Consider the following 15198-nt stretch of genomic DNA (forward strand, 5'->3'; position numbering starts at 1 on the left):
CGCGACCTTGATTCACGCATCGAGGTCCGATGCGATCAAGCTTGTGTCGGGCAGCCGCCATTTGCCATCCCTGCTTGACCTTGGCGGCCTAGCCCTCAAAAGCGACCCGATATGGCATTTTCCCTGTTTCGTCGCCGCCACTACGCCGATCCGCCGTCTCAAGAGACGAAAGAGACGCCTGGCAGCCTGTTGAAATCATTACTGATCATCGCCGCCGCGGCGTGGTTGCTGAGGAGTCTGATCGTCGCTCCATTCAGCATCCCGTCCGGATCGATGCTGCCGACAATGATGATCGGCGACTATCTGTTCGTGTCGAAATGGCCCTACGGCTATTCGAGTGCCAGCTTCCCGTTCGAATTTCCGCCGTTCAAGGGCCGCATCCTCGGATCGCTGCCCAAGCGCGGCGACATCGTCGTCTTCGAAGGGCCGGAAGGCGCCGATGTGGTCAAACGGGTGATTGGCCTTCCGGGCGACTCCATCGCCGTCGCCGGCGGCCAGTTGATCCTCAATGGCCAGCCGGTGACGCGTCGGCAGGCCGACGACTTCGTCATGCCGCTATCGCCCAACAGCCCGTGCCGGGTGGTTCCGCCCGCGATCGCCATGACGCGCGAGGCTGCGACCGGCGTTCAAGGATGCGTATATCCGGCGTTCCGCGAGACACTTCCTGATGGGCCGAGCTACGTCGTGCTCGATCAGACCGATCAAAGTGTCGCCGACAATTTCGGCCCGGTGACTGTGCCGCAGGGCGGTGTGTTCGTGATGGGCGACAATCGCGATGACAGCCTCGACAGCCGTTATTCGGTTCTCGCCGGCGGCATGGGCATCGTGCCTGTCGACCGAATCGTCGGCCGGGCCGAGCGGACCTTCTGGTCGACCGACGGCAGCGCATCCTGGATCAATCCGATCAGCTGGTTCAGCGCGCTTCGCACGGACCGCCTTGGCTACGATTATCATCCATGAGCGGCCTTCCCTCATTCATCGCGGTGGCGATTGGCGGCGAGCCGCGCGAGCCCAAGCTGTTCGAGCGTGCCCTGACCCATGGCAGCCATGGACGCGACACCTATGAGCGGCTTGAATTCCTCGGCGACCGGGTGCTCGGCCTGGTCGTCGCCAGCTGGCTTTATGAGCGGTTTCCAACCGAACCCGAAGGCAAGATGAGCCGTCGCTACAACGTGCTGGTTGCGCGCGAGACCTGCGCCGATGTCGGTCGCGCACTGGATTTGCCGCGCCACATCAAGCTCGGAAAACAAGCGCGCGACGACCACGCCAACCTCAGCGACAATGTCGTTGGCGATGTCGTCGAAGCGATACTTGGCGCCATCTATCTGGACGGCGGGATCGAGCGGGCCCAGGACTTTGTGCGATCGCATTGGGCCCCGTTCCTCGATGGGCAGACGCGGGCACCGATGCACCCCAAATCGGCGCTGCAGGAGCTTGGCGCCGAGAAGAAGTTCGGTGTCCCGGCCTATGAGCTATTGTCCCGGTTCGGCCCGCACCATGCACCTAGGTTCCGGGTCAAGGTCAGCCTCGGCCGGCATGGCGAGGCGGAGGCCGAGGGCGATTCCAAGCAGGAGGCGGAAACCGCCGCCGCGGCAGCCCTGCTGGACCAGTTGCAGTGACGCCCCGCTGCGGCCTCGTTGCTGTGCTCGGCGCCCCAAATGCGGGCAAATCGACCCTGGTCAATGCGCTGGTCGGCCAAAAGGTCGCGATCGTCAGCCCCAAGGCACAGACCACCCGCGCCCGGCTGATGGGTATCGCCATCGAAGGTGAAGCGCAGATCCTTCTGGTCGACACGCCTGGCATTTTCTCGCCCAACCGCCGGCTCGACCGGGCAATGGTCAGGGCCGCCTGGGAAGGCGCCGAAGATGCAGACCGGGTGGTGCTGGTGATCGACGCCGCCGCCAAGGTTGGCGCTCGTGTCGAGGATATGCTTCACGGCGTCGAGGAGCGGGCCGAACCGAAGATCCTGGTGCTCAATAAGGTCGATATCGCCAAGAAAGACGATTTGCTCGTGCTCGCAGCGCGCCTGTCGGAACGATTGAGGCCTGAAGCGGTGTTCATGATTTCGGCGACGACCGGCGATGGCGTTCCCGAGCTAAAGGCCCAGCTCGCGGCCGACATGCCGGAAGGGCCATGGCATTTTCCCGAGGACCAGTTGACCGACGTGACCGACCGCATGGTCGCGGCCGAGCTGACGCGCGAACAGCTTTATCACCAGCTTCATGCGGAACTGCCCTATGCCAGCGCCGTGGCGACCGAAAAATGGGAAGACCGTAAGGACGGCTCGACTGTCATTCACCAGCAGATAATGGTCGAGCGCGACAGCCAGAAGGCGATCGTCGTCGGCAAGGGCGGCGCCAGGCTGAAAGCAATCGGCCAGGCGGCCCGGGCTGAAATCTCCGAGCATCTCGGCCGTAAAGTCCACCTGTTCCTGCACGTAAAGGTCAACCCGCGCTGGGGCGAGGATCGCGGGCTTTACGAGGATATCGGGCTGGATTGGGCCGATTAGGCCAATAGCTCATCGACCCACTTGGGCACCTCTTCGCCGGCGGGTCCATAACGCCGCTCATCAAAGAATAAGCTTCCCTGGCTCGGCTCGAGGTTGATCTCAACCGTGTGGGCGCCGCAGTAGCGTGCGGTTTGAACGAAGCCGGCGGCTGGATAGACGGCGCCGGACGTGCCGATCGAAGCGAACAGGTCGCAATGGGACAGTGCCTCTTCGATCCGATCCATCTCGTAAGGCATCTCGCCGAACCAGACGATGTCCGGACGTACCTGGCCGAACAGGCCGCATCGCGGGCATTGATTGCCGGCCCCATCGGCCATTGAACCAGACCAGGGAAAGCGCGAGCTGCAAGCCAGGCACCAGCCGCTGGCCAATTCGCCGTGCATGTGCAGCAGGCGCTTGGCGCCTGCCCGTTCGTGCAGATCGTCTACATTTTGGGTGATGATGAGGAGCTCGCCCGGCCATTCGGAATCGAGCCGGGCCAATGCGACGTGCGCCGCATTGGGCTCAACCTCGCCAAGGCGGACCCGTCGCGCATCGTAGAATTGCTGAACCAGCCCGGGATCGCGAGCGAAGGCTTCCGGGGTCGCCACATCCTCGACTCGATGGCCCTCCCACAGCCCGTCGGGCCCGCGGAAGGTGGCCAGGCCGCTTTCCGCGCTGATCCCGGCCCCGGTGAGGACAACGATGTTTCTCAAGCCGGCTCGCGCATCCGGCGCAAATGGTAGCGAGTGCGAAGGACGATGCTGGTGAGCAGGATGAGCCAGCCGGTTGCCATCAACGTCCAGCCCGCTACCGACTCCCGATCACGGAACAACAGCCAATAGCAGGCGCCGATGACCATCAGCAGGCCCGCCACCCTCCACGGCCGGAGATAAGCGCGAAGCTCCCGCCGATATTGTTTCAGCTCCGCAGGGTCGCTCAGATTTGGCCGGGCCATGTCGTATCCCTGCTCGAATGGCTCAACCTAGCGCAAATTGGAACAATGTCAGCTGGTAACCGTATTGACACTATTGTCAGCGACACTCAGGGTGATACCAATGGTGAGCGACACTTATCATCACCCGATCGGCATCCTTGCCGAGGACATCGACCACATGGGTCATGTCAACAACAGCGTATACCTCAAGTGGGTACAGGAAGCGGTCATTCGCTATTGGGAGAAAGTCGCTCCGCCCGAAGCAGTTGCGCGGCACCTCTGGATCGCACTCAGCCATGAGATAAACTATCGCCGGCCGACCTTCCTCGAGGATTTGGTTGTCGCCGACGTCATTGCCGAAAAAGTCGAAGGTGCGCGGGCCTTCTTCACTACGGTAATCAAGCGCGGCGAGGTGGTGCTGGCCGAGGTAAAAAGCACTTGGTGCTGCCTTGATGCAGTTTCGCATCGCCCGGCTCGGCTTGCACGCGACATTGCCGCGCGATTCCTGTCTCAGGACTGATCCCCGATTGCATCTGATGGCGGACGGTGATTGTTTCCCCGCCGCACCGACTCGTGCAGCAGGTGGGAGGCAAATCATGAAGGTCGCAACATTAATGTTGGTCGCGGTCGCGTTGGGGACTTCGGCTTGCAAGCCGGCGGTCAAGGTCGATACCGCCGCGGACGAGCAAGCGATCCGCGCCAAGGAAACGGCCTGGATGGAAGCCTATAACAAGCATGACGTCGAGGCCGTAAAGTCTCAATATCAGGACGATGCCGGGCTGGCCGGCCCAGGGGCCGCGGTCATGACCGACGCCGCCAGCCGAGGAGCATTCCTTACGGGATTTGCAAGCGACCCGGCACTAAAGGTCGACTTTGCCAGCGACCGCATCATGATCGCTCAATCGGGCGAACTGGCGTCGAGCCGCGGTCATTATACGATGACGTACACCGACCCGGGCACCAAGCAGCCGAAGACCGAATCCGGCACCTATTTGACCGTCTATCGCAAGCAGGCGGATGGAAGTTGGAAAGCCGTAGAGGATCTGACGACGCCTGGCCCGCCTCCGGTGCCTGCGGCCGTAACGCCATAGACTTTTTCGGCCGCTGAATGGTTGATGGCGGCATGACCAACATAAATACCCGCATCGGTATCGGAGGATGGACCTTCGAGCCTTGGCGCGGGACGTTCTATCCCGATGACCTGCCCCAGAAGGGGGAGCTCGGATTTGCCGCGAGCAAGCTGACCGCCATCGAGATCAACGCCACCTTTTACGGTCGCCAGAGCTCGAAAAGTTGGGAGAATTGGGCCAAGGCGGCGCCCGACGGCTTCCAGTTCAGCGTCAAGGGTTCGCGATATGTGGTAACCCGGCCGAAGTTGGCCGACTCGGGCGAAGGTATCGGCAATTTCCTGGCGCAGGGGCTAAGCGCACTGAACGACCGGCTCGGTCCGATCCTGTGGATGCTGGCCGCGCGGCGGAAGTTCGACCGGGAGGACATCGCCGCTTTCTTCAAACTGCTTCCCGAGAAGCTCGATGGCCTGGCGCTTCGCCATGTCATCGAGCCGCGCCACGAATCCTTCCGCGACGAGGCCTTCCTGGATCTTTGCCGCGATCATGATGTTGCGGTCGTCTTTGGCGATGACGACGAATTTCCTCTGCTGGATGCCGATACGGCCAACTTTCGCTACGCGCGGCTGCAGCGGATGAGCGAGGATGTGCCGACCGGCTATCACAGCAACTCGCTCGATCACTTTGCCGACATGATCAGTGGCTGGAAGAAAGACAGCTACACATTCATGATCAACGGCGCCAAGGTCCGCGCTCCGGCCGCAGCGCTGGCGCTCCAACAACGGCTGGGCATTGCGAAGGACTGACGCTTCGGTCATCAACCGGCCATGCGCACCGACCAACAGCCCGTCCGCATCGCCCTGTTCGCGCCCGATGGCCGAATGGGGCAAGCGATCAGGGCAGCCATCGCGGAGGATCCGGCATTTGAGCTCGCCAATGATTCCGGCGAAGTGCTGGTCGACTTTTCGGCACCGGATGCGCTGCGTGCCAGTCTCGATCGGGCTGTAAGCGCCGGCGTGCCATTGCTGATCGGCACTACCGGGCTGATCGCGGAACATGACGACCTGATCGCGGAAGCGGCAACCGCCATCCCAATTCTGAAAGCACCCAATACCTCGCTGGGCGTCGCGCTGCTGGCTGACTTGACCGCCCGCGCTGCTCGCATCCTAGGCGAGGATCAGTGGGACATCGAAATCGTCGAAGCCCACCACAAGAAGAAGGCGGATGCTCCGTCGGGTACGGCCCTGCATCTTGGTGCGGCCGCCGAGATCGGGCGCGGACGAATATTGCCGGAGGAACGGGGCCGCGACGGCACCGGGCTGAAACGAGAAACCGGGGCAATCGGCTATTCGGCTATCCGCGGCGGAACGGTCGCCGGCGATCACGACGTACTGTTCTTGGGACCTGATGAACGGCTGATCCTGTCCCATCGCGCCGAAAACCGGTCGATCTTTGCGCGTGGGGCGCTGGTTGCGGCGCGGTTCCTCAAGGGCAAGCCGGCCGGCCTTTACTCAATGCGCGATGTCATCGACGCCGCATGAGCGGCGAACCGTCCAGCCACGGCCTTGCTCGCCGCCTCGGCTCATTCGACGCGACCATGCTGGTCATGGGGGGCATCATCGGATCGGGCATCTTCGTCAATCCGGCCGAAGTTGCGCGGCACGTCGATACGCCGGGGCTGATTATCGGCGTTTGGCTCCTCGGCGGCGTGATCGCCATGGCCGGCGCGCTGGTCTATGCCGAGCTGGCGGACCGGCGACCCTATGTCGGTGGCCAATATGCCTATCTGCGCGATGCATTTGGGCCAAAGCCCGCCTTTCTCTACGGTTGGTCACTGCTGCTTGTGATTCAGTCGGGCGGGATGGCGGCCGTAGCGATCACTTTCGCCCGCTATTTCGGCGAGCTGACTGCCTTGGCGCTTCCGGAGAATGTCGTCGCGGTCGCGGTGCTGCTGTTGCTGATGGCGATCAACTGCCTCGGGGTCCGAGCCGGAGGGACCGTGCAAAGTGGCCTGATGATGCTGAAAATTGCCGCCATCGCCTTCCTGGTACTCGCCGGCTGGTGGTTCGCACCGGCAAACCCCGATTACGTCGCGCCGCCACCCAGCACTTCTTCGGCCGGCATGGTCGCGGCATTCGGCGCCGCAATGACTCCGGTCATGTTTTCCTACGGCGGATGGCAGACGGCAAGCTTTGTCGCGGCCGAGATGCGCGACCCGCGCCGCGACCTTGTGCGCGCCCTTCTGTGGGGCGTCGCCGGGGTTGTGATCCTCTACACGGCGGTCGCGTTCGTCTGCGTCTATGCGCTCGGGCCGTCAGGGCTTGGCAACTCCGCGGCGCCCGCCGCTGACGTCATGCGATTGGCGTTGGGCAGCAAGGGCGCGACGCTGATCGCGCTCGGTATCGCCATTTCCGCGCTCGGGTTTTTGAGCCAGGGAATGCTGACGGCTCCGCGCGTTTATTTTGCAATGGCCGAGGACAAGCTGTTCTTCCGCAAGATCGCCGAAGTCAGTGCGGCCACCCGCGTACCGGTCATGGCAATATTGCTGCAGGGCGCAGCGTCCATCGCCATCGCCCTGTCAGGCACCTACGGCCAGATATTGAGCTATGTAACGTCGGTCGACTTCATCTTCTTCGGACTGACCGGCGTTGCGCTGTTCGTGTTTCGCCGCCGCGATCCGGAAGGAGGCGGTTTCCGCGCGCCCGGACATCCGTTCATTACCGGGTTTTTCGTGCTCGCCTGCATGCTGATCGTCATTGCCACCGTGGCCAGCAATCCCCGCAATAGCCTGATCGGCTTTGCAATCCTTGCCGCCGGCATTCCCGCCTGCCTGTACTGGCAGCGCAAGGGGCGCCCCACCCCATGAGCATTGGCCGCGGCGCCATGCAGTCCGGCTATATGCATTGGGCCAAGTATCAGCGTCCGGTGCGCTACAGCCTGTCGTCAAGCGACGTGACGCACTTCCGCCTCGACCGTCTTCCGCTGACCATCGCCGATCTCGATCTCGATGGAGCCAGCCATATTCGCTACGCCCCGCTGCGCCGCGCGATTTCCGAACGATATGGCGCCTCCCCGGAAATGGTCGTCACCGCCAATGGCACGTCGATGGCCAATTTCCTGGCGATGGCGACGCTGGTTGCCCCAGGCGACGAAGTGTTTTTCGAGCGGCCGGCCTATGAGCCGATGCTGGCTTCCGCGCGCTTTCTCGGCGCCGACGTACGCTGGGTCGAGCGGCAGGCGAACAATGGCTTTCGCCTGGATATCGACCAGCTCGAAGCCGAAGCGTCGAAGCGCACCAGGCTGATCGCGCTTACCAATCCGCATAATCCGAGCGGCGCCCTGACCAACGAACAAGACATGCGCGCGATCGGCGTGATTGCCGAGCGCTGCGGCGCGCATGTGTTGGTCGATGAAGTCTATCTGGACAGTGCCGTTCCGCCGCGGGCGACTTCGGCGCTGCTGGGTCCCCAATTCGTCATCACGAACAGCCTGACCAAAGTCTATGGTCTCAGCGGCCTTCGTTGCGGATGGATTTTGGCCGAGGCCGGGCTTGCCGAACGGATGTGGCGCTTGAACGACCTGTTCGGGGTCAACCAGCCGCACCAGTCGGAAACCCTGTCCAGTTTCGCGTTCGATCATCTGGGCGAGGTTTCCGCCGGAACGTTCGAACGGCTGGCGCGCAATCGTGCCCTTTTCAACGAATTCATCGCGACGCGCCGTGACCTCTTATGCATGGCCGCCGAACATGGCGTAACCGCCTTTCCACGTTGGCTAGGCGGCGATACCGAGCCGCTCGATGCGCTGCTCCGAGAGAAATATGATACGTCGATCGTTCCCGGGCGATGGTTCGACATGCCCGATCATTTCCGCGTCAGCCTGGGCGGCGAGACCGGCATTGTGAACGAAGGCCTCAAGCGGCTTGAACTGGCGCTGGACGAATTCGCATGAAGCAAGCCGACATCTTCGAATTCTATCGCCGCCTGGCGGAGTCAAATCCGACGCCGGAGACCGAGCTGGAATATGTGAACCCCTACACCTTGCTGGTTGCGGTCGCGCTTTCGGCGCAGGCAACCGACGTCGGGGTCAACAAGGCGACCCGCAAACTGTTCGCGGATGTGAAAACGCCGGAAGCAATGCTCGAACTCGGCGAAGAAGGCCTGAAGCAGCACATCAAGACGATCGGTCTGTTCAACATGAAGGCCAAGAATGTGATGGCCGCCGCGCGCATCCTGGTCGACGAATATGGCGGCGAAGTGCCGCGAGAGCGCGCGATGCTGGAAAAGTTGCCTGGGGTTGGCCGGAAGACTGCCAATGTCGTGCTCAACGTCGCCTTCGGCCAGCCGACGATTGCCGTCGATACGCATATCTTTCGAGTGTCGAACCGCACCGGCCTGGCGCTTGGCAAGGATCCGCTCGCGGTGGAGCTGAAGCTGGAAAAGGTAACGCCCGAACCGTTCCTAACCCACGCCCACCACTGGCTGATCTTGCACGGTCGCTACATCTGCAAGGCGCGGACGCCTGAGTGCTGGCGCTGCCCGGTCGCGGACCTGTGCGCCTTTAAGCCGAAGACGCCGGCGCCGAAATCTAAGTCCAGCGCCGCTCCAGCCGCTCGCTAAGCCCGGTCAGCAGTTCATATTGCGAAAGGCCCGACGCATCCGCGGCAGCGGGCAGGTCATAGTCGAGCGTCACCCAATCGCCCTCGGCCAAATCCGGTAACGCGCTGGCATCGAGCGCAACCAGGTCCATCGACACCCGGCCGATCAGCGGCAGCAGCTTGCCGTCGATGCTGGCCGATCCCTTGCCGGCGAAGCAGCGCAGATAGCCGTCCGCATAGCCGATGTTGATAATCGCCGCTTCGGTGTCAGCGGCCGCAGTCCAGGTCGCGCCATAGCCGCAAGTTTCACCGGCCTTGATCGTCCGGCGCTGAACGACCTCGGCTTCGGGATAAGCGACTTGCGCTATATGGCCTTCCGCTTCTTCGCGCGGCACTCCGCCATAGAGAGCGAGGCCGGGACGAACGAGCCCGAAACTATAATCACGGCCGAGGCAGATGCCTGCGCTGTTGGCCAGTGCATAGCGCCTGGCAGGCACCGTCGTCGCCACGGCCGCGAACCGCCCGAGCTGGACCGCGTTCATTGCACTGTCTTCATCGGCACAGGCGAGATGGCTGTGCAGCGTATGGATTTCGAGGCCGTCGAGTTGATCAAGCTCTTCGGTGCGCAGGCCGAGCCGGTTCATACCGGTGTCGACCATGACGTCGCACGCGCGGCCAGGCGCGGCTTCCTTCCATCGCGTGACCTGTTCGCGGCTATTGAGGACAGGGCGTGCATGGCTTGCCAGCGCCGCCTCCAGATCTTGAGGACCGATGCCGTGCAGCACAACAAGCTCACAGCCGTTGGGAAGGGGCCCAAGCGCGTCGGCCTCTGCCCAGGTCGAGACAAAGAAATCGCGGCAACCTGCGTCGCCCAGCAAGCGCGTCACTTCTACCGCGCCGAGGCCATAGCCGTCAGCCTTGACCGCCGCCCCGGCCGGCACGCCAGCGGTGCGCTGAAGCCACAGCCAATTATGCGTCAGGGCGCGGGAGTCGAGGCGGAGGCGAAGCGCGTGGTGCACGGCCAGGTCCTAGCCGATCTCGGCTCGGTGCGCTTCGGCCAGTTCGCCGAGCGAGGTGTAGCGGAAATCATATCGGGGCAGCGGATCGGGCATTACCGTCGCACCGCCGCCTCCTTTGCCCGCCCGGCGATCGATCCAGGCCGAGGCAATTCCAAAGCTGTTAGCCGGGACATGGTCGTGAAACAGGCTCTGTGCGACATGGAGCAGCTGGCCGCGCTCGACCCCGATCTCGCCCATCCGATCGAGCAGATATTGGAAATTTCGCGGATCGGGCTTGTAGGAGCCAATCTCCTCCGCGGTGAAGATGTGGTCGAATTGCACGCCGAGCCGCCGGTTGCTGCCGGCGAAGCTCTGACGGTCGACGTTGGACAGGATCACCAGGCGAAAATGCCCCTTCAGATAGGCCAATGCTTCGGCGCTATCCGCAAAGGCGGGCCAATCCCCAACCGACTGACCAAAGGCGAGTGCGCCTCCCGGATCGGAAGCAATGCCGAGTTCGGCCGATAGCCGTTCGTGCGCCCTCGCCAACAGCTCTGCGTAGCGCAGGCCGGGAGATTCCTCCTGAAGCTCATGTTCGATTCGGCCAAAGCGTTCGAGGATGGCGTCGCCGGAGACAGCGGATTGCTCTCGAAGCGGCGCGAGCGCGTCCGACAGCCCGGCTTCCCAATCGATCAGTGTGCCGTAACAGTCGAAGCTGAGGGTGGTGAACTGCGAGAGTTTCATTTGGGCGGAACTAGGTGCCGCCGTAGATGGCGGCAAGAGTCCATTTCCACATCAAAACATTCGCGATCCGTTGGGGACCGCGCGTTCGGGATGGATCAGGACGATATCGCCGTTTGAATCGCCAAATCCGAGGGTCAGCACTTCCGACATGAATGGCCCGATCTGGCGCGGAGGGAAGTTGACGACGGCCGCAACCTGGCGGCCGACGAGGTTCCCGGCCTCATAATGGATGGTGATCTGCGCGGAGGAGCGCTTGATGCCGATCTCCTCGCCGAAATCGATGCGAAGCTTGTAGGCTGGCTTGCGCGCCTCGGGGAAAGGTAGAGCCTCGACGATCGTCCCGACGCGGACGTCAACTTTTAGGAACTCGTCAAAATTAATCACTTCGGTCACATGTGACTCCGGGCCAACGGACTGGTGCGTCCATTGGCCCGGAAATGCGATGGGCAGTCAACTAACGGGCAGCAATCTCGATCGGGCTGCCGGAAGCTGAGGCAATTCGCTGCTCGCGCTCGGCCGAAAGGCTGGCCAGTGTGTCGACGCGGCAATCGCGAACCCGATTCTGGCCGGCCAGGTCGGACGGCGAGGCGGTACCGCATACTTCCTTCACGGCCTGTGTCAGGCGATGGTCAAGCGCCTGCTGGCCCTTGCTCGTCGAAAGATCGAGGTCCGCGACCCGCACGATGCTGCTTGCAGGAGCAGGCTGTTCGGCCAGCGCCGGCGTGGTGGTGAAAGCCAGTAGCGCTGCGAAAAAAATCTTGGTCATGTCACTTCCCCTTTTTGATGGGGCCGGATCACCCGGCGTGACCAACCATTTATGCCGCCAAATCAGTTTCCAAAAGCAACGATGTTGTGATATCATTCTGCAAAATCGCAGAATGCCCGAAGGAGCAAGCACGCTACCATGGCCGCGATGCTCGATTGGAACGACCTTCGATATTTCCTTGCCGTCGCCGACGGCGGAAGCACGCTAGCGGCCGGCCGGGCACTCAGGGTCAGCCAGACTACGGTTGCCCGGCGGATCGCCGCCCTCGAAGAGGTTCTGGGCCTTACCCTGTTCGAAAAGCGCCAGGCCGGATACGCTCTCACGGCCGCTGGTGACGAGTTGGTTGAGCGCGCCCGCCAGGTCCAGACTGCCGCCTCCGGATTCGCCGACGCGGCCGCTGCGCAGAACCGCGATGCGAGCGGCATCGTCCGCATCACCACTCAGGAGATTTTCGCGGTCCACTTGCTCGGACCGATGTTGCGGGAGCTGCATGAGCGGCATCCGGACATCATGATTGAGCTCGATGACAGCCAGGACTTCCGAGAGTTGGGCGAAGGCGAAGCGGATATCGCCCTTCGCAGCGCCTATGGCGATATCGGTCCGGGCGTCGTCGGGCGCCGTCTGTGCGACGACGATTGGACGCTTTATTGCAGCCGCGGCTACGCCGCCGAGCACGGCGTGCCGCACACCCGGGCGCAACTCAGGAAGCACGCCTTTATTGGCGGTGGAGGACCCAAGCTGTGGCGCGCCTATTCAGCCTGGCTCCACGACCTTGGCCTGGATGACCGGGTCATCATGCACCACGCATCCGCTATCGGGATGATGTCGGCAATCCGGTCCGGCCTCGGCATTGCGGTACTGCCGCGTGTCATTGCCGACGCCGACCCGGAGCTCGTCCAATGCGTGCCGCCGAAGGGCGGGCACGGGCGCGTAATGTGGCTTGTAACGCATGAGCGGGTCCGCCGCGCGCCGCGCGTGCGCGTTGTGATCGACTTCCTCTACGATAAAATTTCCAGGCACATTAGAATGCTGGACGAACGCGCAGCTGACGCTGCTGCCTAGCCGATCGGGCCGCCCCGCCATTCCGGCATTGGCCTCTCGCCAAGCGCAACTTCGATCGCAACGGCAGCCAATAGTCGGGTGGAATCCAGGATCGGTAGCGGCGAATCCTCCTGACTGACCAGCAACGGGATTTCGGTGCAGACCAACGCCACTGCATCGCAACCGTCAGCCTTCAGTTTTTCGATGATGCCCACATAGGTATTTCGAGCATGGTCGGAGAAGACTCCGAGGCACAGTTCGTCGAAGATGATGTCATCGACCAGTTTGCGGTCGGCCTCGTCAGGCACCGCCCAATCGATTCCGCGGCGCCCGAATGCGCCCGGATAAACAGGACCTCCCATCGTGAACCGAGTGCCGAGGATTCCCACTTTCTTGCGACCCGCGCGCTGTGCCTGATCGGCGACAACCTCGCCGATATTGAGACCGGCGATCGGGAATGGATCGCCTTCGCTCTCCATGGCGATGTGCGCCGTATTGTCCGGAATTACGAAGAAGTCGCAGCCGGCCGCAGCGAGCTTTTTGGCGTCCTCCATGAAGAAGCCGCGTAGCGTCTTGTTATCGCCGCGATCCCAAGCGTCGAGCACTAGCGCCATCGCATTACACGTCATGGTGATTTCGGGGTGCATATGCGGTCCCAACCGCTTCACGCCCTCCAGGCAGGCAGTGCGGAAGCACAGCGCTGCGCCTTCGAAGCTGTGCGCCAGGATGCCGATATGCTTCATTCGACCGTGACCGACTTGGCCAGGTTGCGCGGCTGGTCGACGTCGGTGCCTTTTGCGACCGCGACATGATAGGCAAGGAGCTGCACTGGCACTGCATAGACCAGCGGCGCGATAAGTGGATGCACTTCCGGCATTTCGATCGTCGCGACGCAGCCTTCGCCGGCCTCGGCCAGCCCCTTGGCGTCGCTGATCAGGATGATCTTGCCGCCGCGCGCCCGGACTTCCTGCATATTGCTGACGGTCTTTTCGAACAGCGGGCCTGACGGTGCCAGCACGATCACCGGCACCAGGTCGTCGATCAGCGCAATCGGACCATGTTTCATCTCGCCGGCGGCATAGCCTTCGGCGTGGATATAGCTGATTTCCTTGAGCTTGAGCGCGCCTTCAAGCGCCATCGGATAGTCCGGACCGCGGCCGAGATAGAGGACGTCGCGTGCCGGAGCGACCAGGTGCGCATGCTCCGCGATATCGTCGTCATGGCCAAGCGCCTGGTTCATCGCCTCCGGCGCTTCCTGGAGATGAGCGACGATCTCTTGCTCCTCGGCCTCGCTGAGCCGGCCCTTGGCCCGGGCAAGGTTGGCGGCAAGCGCGGCCAGCACTGCCAGCTGGCAGGTGAAGGCCTTGGTCGAGGCAACGCCGATTTCCGGCCCGGCATGGGTAGGGAGCAGCAGGTCCGCCTCTCGGGCCATCGAGCTGGTCGGGACATTGACCACTACCGCGATCGTCTGCCCTTCCTCGCGCGCGTGACGCAGTGCCGCCAGCGTGTCGGCGGTCTCCCCGCTCTGCGAAATGAACAGCGCTAGCCCGCCCGGCTCCAGCACCGGCTGGCGGTAGCGGAACTCACTCGCCACATCGATGTCGACCGGCACGCGGGCGAATTGCTCGAACCAATATTTGGCGACAAGGCCAGCGTAATAGCTGGTTCCGCACGCGACGATGGTGACGCGGTTGACCGTCGACAGGTCGAAGTCGAAATCGGGCAGCGCCACCTTGCCTTCGAACGGTCGGAGATAGGAACGGAGCGTATCGCCGACGACGACCGGCTGCTCGAAAATCTCCTTCTGCATATAGTGGCGGTAATTGCCCTTCTCGATGTGCGCGGCAGTCGCGCCGGACTCGACGATTTCGCGGGTCACCGGTTGGTTTGCGCGATCGTAGATCTGGATGCTGTCGCGCTCCACGACGGCCCAATCGCCCTCCTCGAGATATGCGATCTTTTGAGTGAGCGGGGCGAGCGCCAGCGCGTCGGAGCCGAGATAGTTTTCACCCTCGCCATAGCCGACCGTCAGCGGGGCGCCCATGCGTGCGCCGATGATCTGGTCCGGGTTATCCTTAAACAGGAAGGCGATGGCGAAAGCGCCGTGAAGGCGCGGCAGCACGGTCGCGACAGCTTCGGTCGGCGACTTGCCGTCTTCAATCTCGCGCGCCACGAGATGCGCCACCACTTCGCTGTCGGTTTCACTGAGGAAAGTGCGCCCGGCGGCGATCAGCTCATCGCGCAACGGCTTGAAATTCTCGATGATACCGTTGTGGACCAGGGCAACCGGACCAGCGATATGCGGGTGGGCATTGTCTACGGTCGGAGCGCCATGTGTTGCCCAGCGCGTATGTGCGATGCCGACATCGCCGTGCAGCGGTTCGGCGCCAAGTTCCCGAGCGAGATTGTCGAGTTTGCCCTCGGCGCGACGGCGGTCGAACTTCCCGCCCTGCACTGTGCAAATGCCCGCCGAGTCATAGCCGCGATATTCGAGGCGCTTCAGCCCATCGAACAGGCGTTGCGCCACCGCTCCGCGGCCGACGATCCCGACAATTCCGCACAT

The 15198-nt window shown here is 62.8% G+C and carries 19 protein-coding genes; 11 read left to right on the plus strand and 8 right to left on the minus strand.

From position 1 onward, the window contains the following. The first annotated feature begins 111 nt into the window (after positions 1–111). From lepB to era, 3 genes are read left to right on the plus strand one after another with little or no spacing between them, the layout of a single operon-like run. Positions 112–960 (plus strand): signal peptidase I, encoded by an 849-nt coding sequence (gene lepB / locus LZ518_RS05795; RefSeq protein ID WP_249915067.1) that lies wholly within the window; start codon positions 112–114, stop codon positions 958–960. Continuing rightward, the gene (gene rnc, locus LZ518_RS05800) at positions 957–1619 is read left to right on the plus strand and encodes a ribonuclease III (protein WP_249915068.1); all 663 of its coding nucleotides are present in this window, start codon (positions 957–959) and stop codon (positions 1617–1619) included. The genes lepB and rnc overlap by 4 nt, the downstream gene beginning before the upstream one ends. Then, positions 1616–2509 carry a GTPase Era gene (era, locus tag LZ518_RS05805; RefSeq protein ID WP_249915069.1) on the plus strand — a complete coding sequence of 298 codons (894 nt, stop codon included), beginning with the start codon at positions 1616–1618 and terminating at the stop codon, positions 2507–2509. Before rnc ends, era begins: the two co-directional genes overlap by 4 nt. Here era and LZ518_RS05810 read toward each other — a convergent pair. Both LZ518_RS05810 and LZ518_RS05815 read right to left on the minus strand, forming a co-directional pair. Continuing rightward, positions 2506–3204 (minus strand): NAD-dependent deacylase, encoded by a 699-nt coding sequence (locus LZ518_RS05810; RefSeq protein ID WP_249915070.1) that lies wholly within the window; start codon positions 3202–3204, stop codon positions 2506–2508. The genes era and LZ518_RS05810 overlap by 4 nt on opposite strands. Continuing rightward, positions 3201–3446: a hypothetical protein gene (locus LZ518_RS05815; protein WP_249915071.1), complete on the minus strand. Its 246-nt coding sequence runs from the start codon at positions 3444–3446 to the stop codon at positions 3201–3203. Before LZ518_RS05815 ends, LZ518_RS05810 begins: the two co-directional genes overlap by 4 nt. 100 nt (positions 3447–3546) lie before the next feature. Here LZ518_RS05815 and LZ518_RS05820 point away from each other — a divergent pair, with 100 nt between their 5' ends. The 7 genes from LZ518_RS05820 (at position 3547) to nth (ending at position 9108) form a co-directional block, all read left to right on the plus strand. Further along, positions 3547–3945, plus strand: a complete 399-nt coding sequence (locus LZ518_RS05820) for an acyl-CoA thioesterase (protein WP_249915072.1) — start codon at positions 3547–3549, stop codon at positions 3943–3945. Positions 3946–4021: 76 nt separating this feature from the next. Continuing rightward, positions 4022–4516, plus strand: coding sequence for a YybH family protein (locus LZ518_RS05825; RefSeq protein WP_249915073.1), 495 nt, complete (start codon positions 4022–4024; stop codon positions 4514–4516). 32 nt (positions 4517–4548) lie between these two features. Continuing rightward, a complete protein-coding gene (locus LZ518_RS05830) occupies positions 4549–5298 on the plus strand; it encodes a DUF72 domain-containing protein (protein WP_249915074.1) in 750 nt (249 codons plus the stop codon). Positions 5299–5319: 21 nt separating this feature from the next. After that, entirely contained in the window at positions 5320–6033 is a 714-nt protein-coding gene (gene dapB / locus LZ518_RS05835; protein ID WP_249915075.1) for a 4-hydroxy-tetrahydrodipicolinate reductase, read from the plus strand. Beyond that, complete coding sequence (locus LZ518_RS05840; RefSeq protein ID WP_249915076.1) at positions 6030–7358, plus strand: APC family permease; 1329 nt, start codon at positions 6030–6032, stop codon at positions 7356–7358. Before dapB ends, LZ518_RS05840 begins: the two co-directional genes overlap by 4 nt. After that, positions 7355–8440, plus strand: coding sequence for a pyridoxal phosphate-dependent aminotransferase (locus LZ518_RS05845; protein WP_249915077.1), 1086 nt, complete (start codon positions 7355–7357; stop codon positions 8438–8440). Before LZ518_RS05840 ends, LZ518_RS05845 begins: the two co-directional genes overlap by 4 nt. Next, positions 8437–9108, plus strand: a complete 672-nt coding sequence (gene nth / locus LZ518_RS05850; protein WP_249915078.1) for an endonuclease III — start codon at positions 8437–8439, stop codon at positions 9106–9108. The genes LZ518_RS05845 and nth overlap by 4 nt, the downstream gene beginning before the upstream one ends. On the opposite strand, the gene alr is transcribed toward nth, so the two are convergent. The 4 genes from alr to LZ518_RS05870 form a co-directional block, all read right to left on the minus strand. Continuing rightward, the gene (gene alr, locus LZ518_RS05855; RefSeq protein WP_431358213.1) at positions 9077–10105 is read right to left on the minus strand and encodes an alanine racemase; all 1029 of its coding nucleotides are present in this window, start codon (positions 10103–10105) and stop codon (positions 9077–9079) included. The genes nth and alr overlap by 32 nt on opposite strands. Positions 10106–10114: 9 nt before the next feature. Beyond that, on the minus strand, positions 10115–10828 hold the full coding sequence (locus LZ518_RS05860) for a haloacid dehalogenase type II (protein WP_249915079.1): 714 nt from the start codon (positions 10826–10828) through the stop codon (positions 10115–10117). Positions 10829–10879: 51 nt separating this feature from the next. Continuing rightward, entirely contained in the window at positions 10880–11221 is a 342-nt protein-coding gene (locus tag LZ518_RS05865) for a tRNA-binding protein (protein ID WP_249915080.1), read from the minus strand. A 61-nt stretch (positions 11222–11282) separates the two neighbouring features. Then, complete coding sequence (locus tag LZ518_RS05870) at positions 11283–11594, minus strand: UrcA family protein (protein WP_249915081.1); 312 nt, start codon at positions 11592–11594, stop codon at positions 11283–11285. Between the two features lie 138 nt (positions 11595–11732). Here LZ518_RS05870 and LZ518_RS05875 point away from each other — a divergent pair, with 138 nt between their 5' ends. Further along, on the plus strand, positions 11733–12656 hold the full coding sequence (locus LZ518_RS05875; protein WP_249915082.1) for a LysR family transcriptional regulator: 924 nt from the start codon (positions 11733–11735) through the stop codon (positions 12654–12656). On the opposite strand, the gene LZ518_RS05880 is transcribed toward LZ518_RS05875, so the two are convergent. Then, positions 12653–13378, minus strand: coding sequence for an aspartate/glutamate racemase family protein (locus LZ518_RS05880; protein ID WP_249915083.1), 726 nt, complete (start codon positions 13376–13378; stop codon positions 12653–12655). The two genes, LZ518_RS05875 and LZ518_RS05880, sit on opposite strands and share 4 nt — an antisense overlap. Continuing rightward, entirely contained in the window at positions 13375–15198 is a 1824-nt protein-coding gene (gene glmS, locus LZ518_RS05885) for a glutamine--fructose-6-phosphate transaminase (isomerizing) (protein WP_249915084.1), read from the minus strand. Before glmS ends, LZ518_RS05880 begins: the two co-directional genes overlap by 4 nt.

The organism is Sphingomonas brevis, assembly GCF_023516505.1.
Lineage (GTDB): Bacteria > Pseudomonadota > Alphaproteobacteria > Sphingomonadales > Sphingomonadaceae > Sphingomicrobium > Sphingomicrobium breve.

Coding starts and splice junctions, on each gene's coding strand:
- LZ518_RS05820 (WP_249915072.1), top strand. CDS start 3,547: ATGGTGAGCGACACTTATCATCACCCGATCGGCATCCTTGCCGAGGAC.
- lepB (WP_249915067.1), top strand. CDS start 112: ATGGCATTTTCCCTGTTTCGTCGCCGCCACTACGCCGATCCGCCGTCT.
- rnc (WP_249915068.1), top strand. CDS start 957: ATGAGCGGCCTTCCCTCATTCATCGCGGTGGCGATTGGCGGCGAGCCG.
- LZ518_RS05845 (WP_249915077.1), top strand. CDS start 7,355: ATGAGCATTGGCCGCGGCGCCATGCAGTCCGGCTATATGCATTGGGCC.
- LZ518_RS05860 (WP_249915079.1), bottom strand. CDS start 10,828: ATGAAACTCTCGCAGTTCACCACCCTCAGCTTCGACTGTTACGGCACA.
- LZ518_RS05840 (WP_249915076.1), top strand. CDS start 6,030: ATGAGCGGCGAACCGTCCAGCCACGGCCTTGCTCGCCGCCTCGGCTCA.
- LZ518_RS05870 (WP_249915081.1), bottom strand. CDS start 11,594: ATGACCAAGATTTTTTTCGCAGCGCTACTGGCTTTCACCACCACGCCG.
- glmS (WP_249915084.1), bottom strand. CDS start 15,198: ATGTGCGGAATTGTCGGGATCGTCGGCCGCGGAGCGGTGGCGCAACGC.
- LZ518_RS05815 (WP_249915071.1), bottom strand. CDS start 3,446: ATGGCCCGGCCAAATCTGAGCGACCCTGCGGAGCTGAAACAATATCGG.
- LZ518_RS05880 (WP_249915083.1), bottom strand. CDS start 13,378: ATGAAGCATATCGGCATCCTGGCGCACAGCTTCGAAGGCGCAGCGCTG.
- nth (WP_249915078.1), top strand. CDS start 8,437: ATGAAGCAAGCCGACATCTTCGAATTCTATCGCCGCCTGGCGGAGTCA.
- LZ518_RS05825 (WP_249915073.1), top strand. CDS start 4,022: ATGAAGGTCGCAACATTAATGTTGGTCGCGGTCGCGTTGGGGACTTCG.
- LZ518_RS05830 (WP_249915074.1), top strand. CDS start 4,549: ATGACCAACATAAATACCCGCATCGGTATCGGAGGATGGACCTTCGAG.
- dapB (WP_249915075.1), top strand. CDS start 5,320: ATGCGCACCGACCAACAGCCCGTCCGCATCGCCCTGTTCGCGCCCGAT.
- LZ518_RS05875 (WP_249915082.1), top strand. CDS start 11,733: ATGGCCGCGATGCTCGATTGGAACGACCTTCGATATTTCCTTGCCGTC.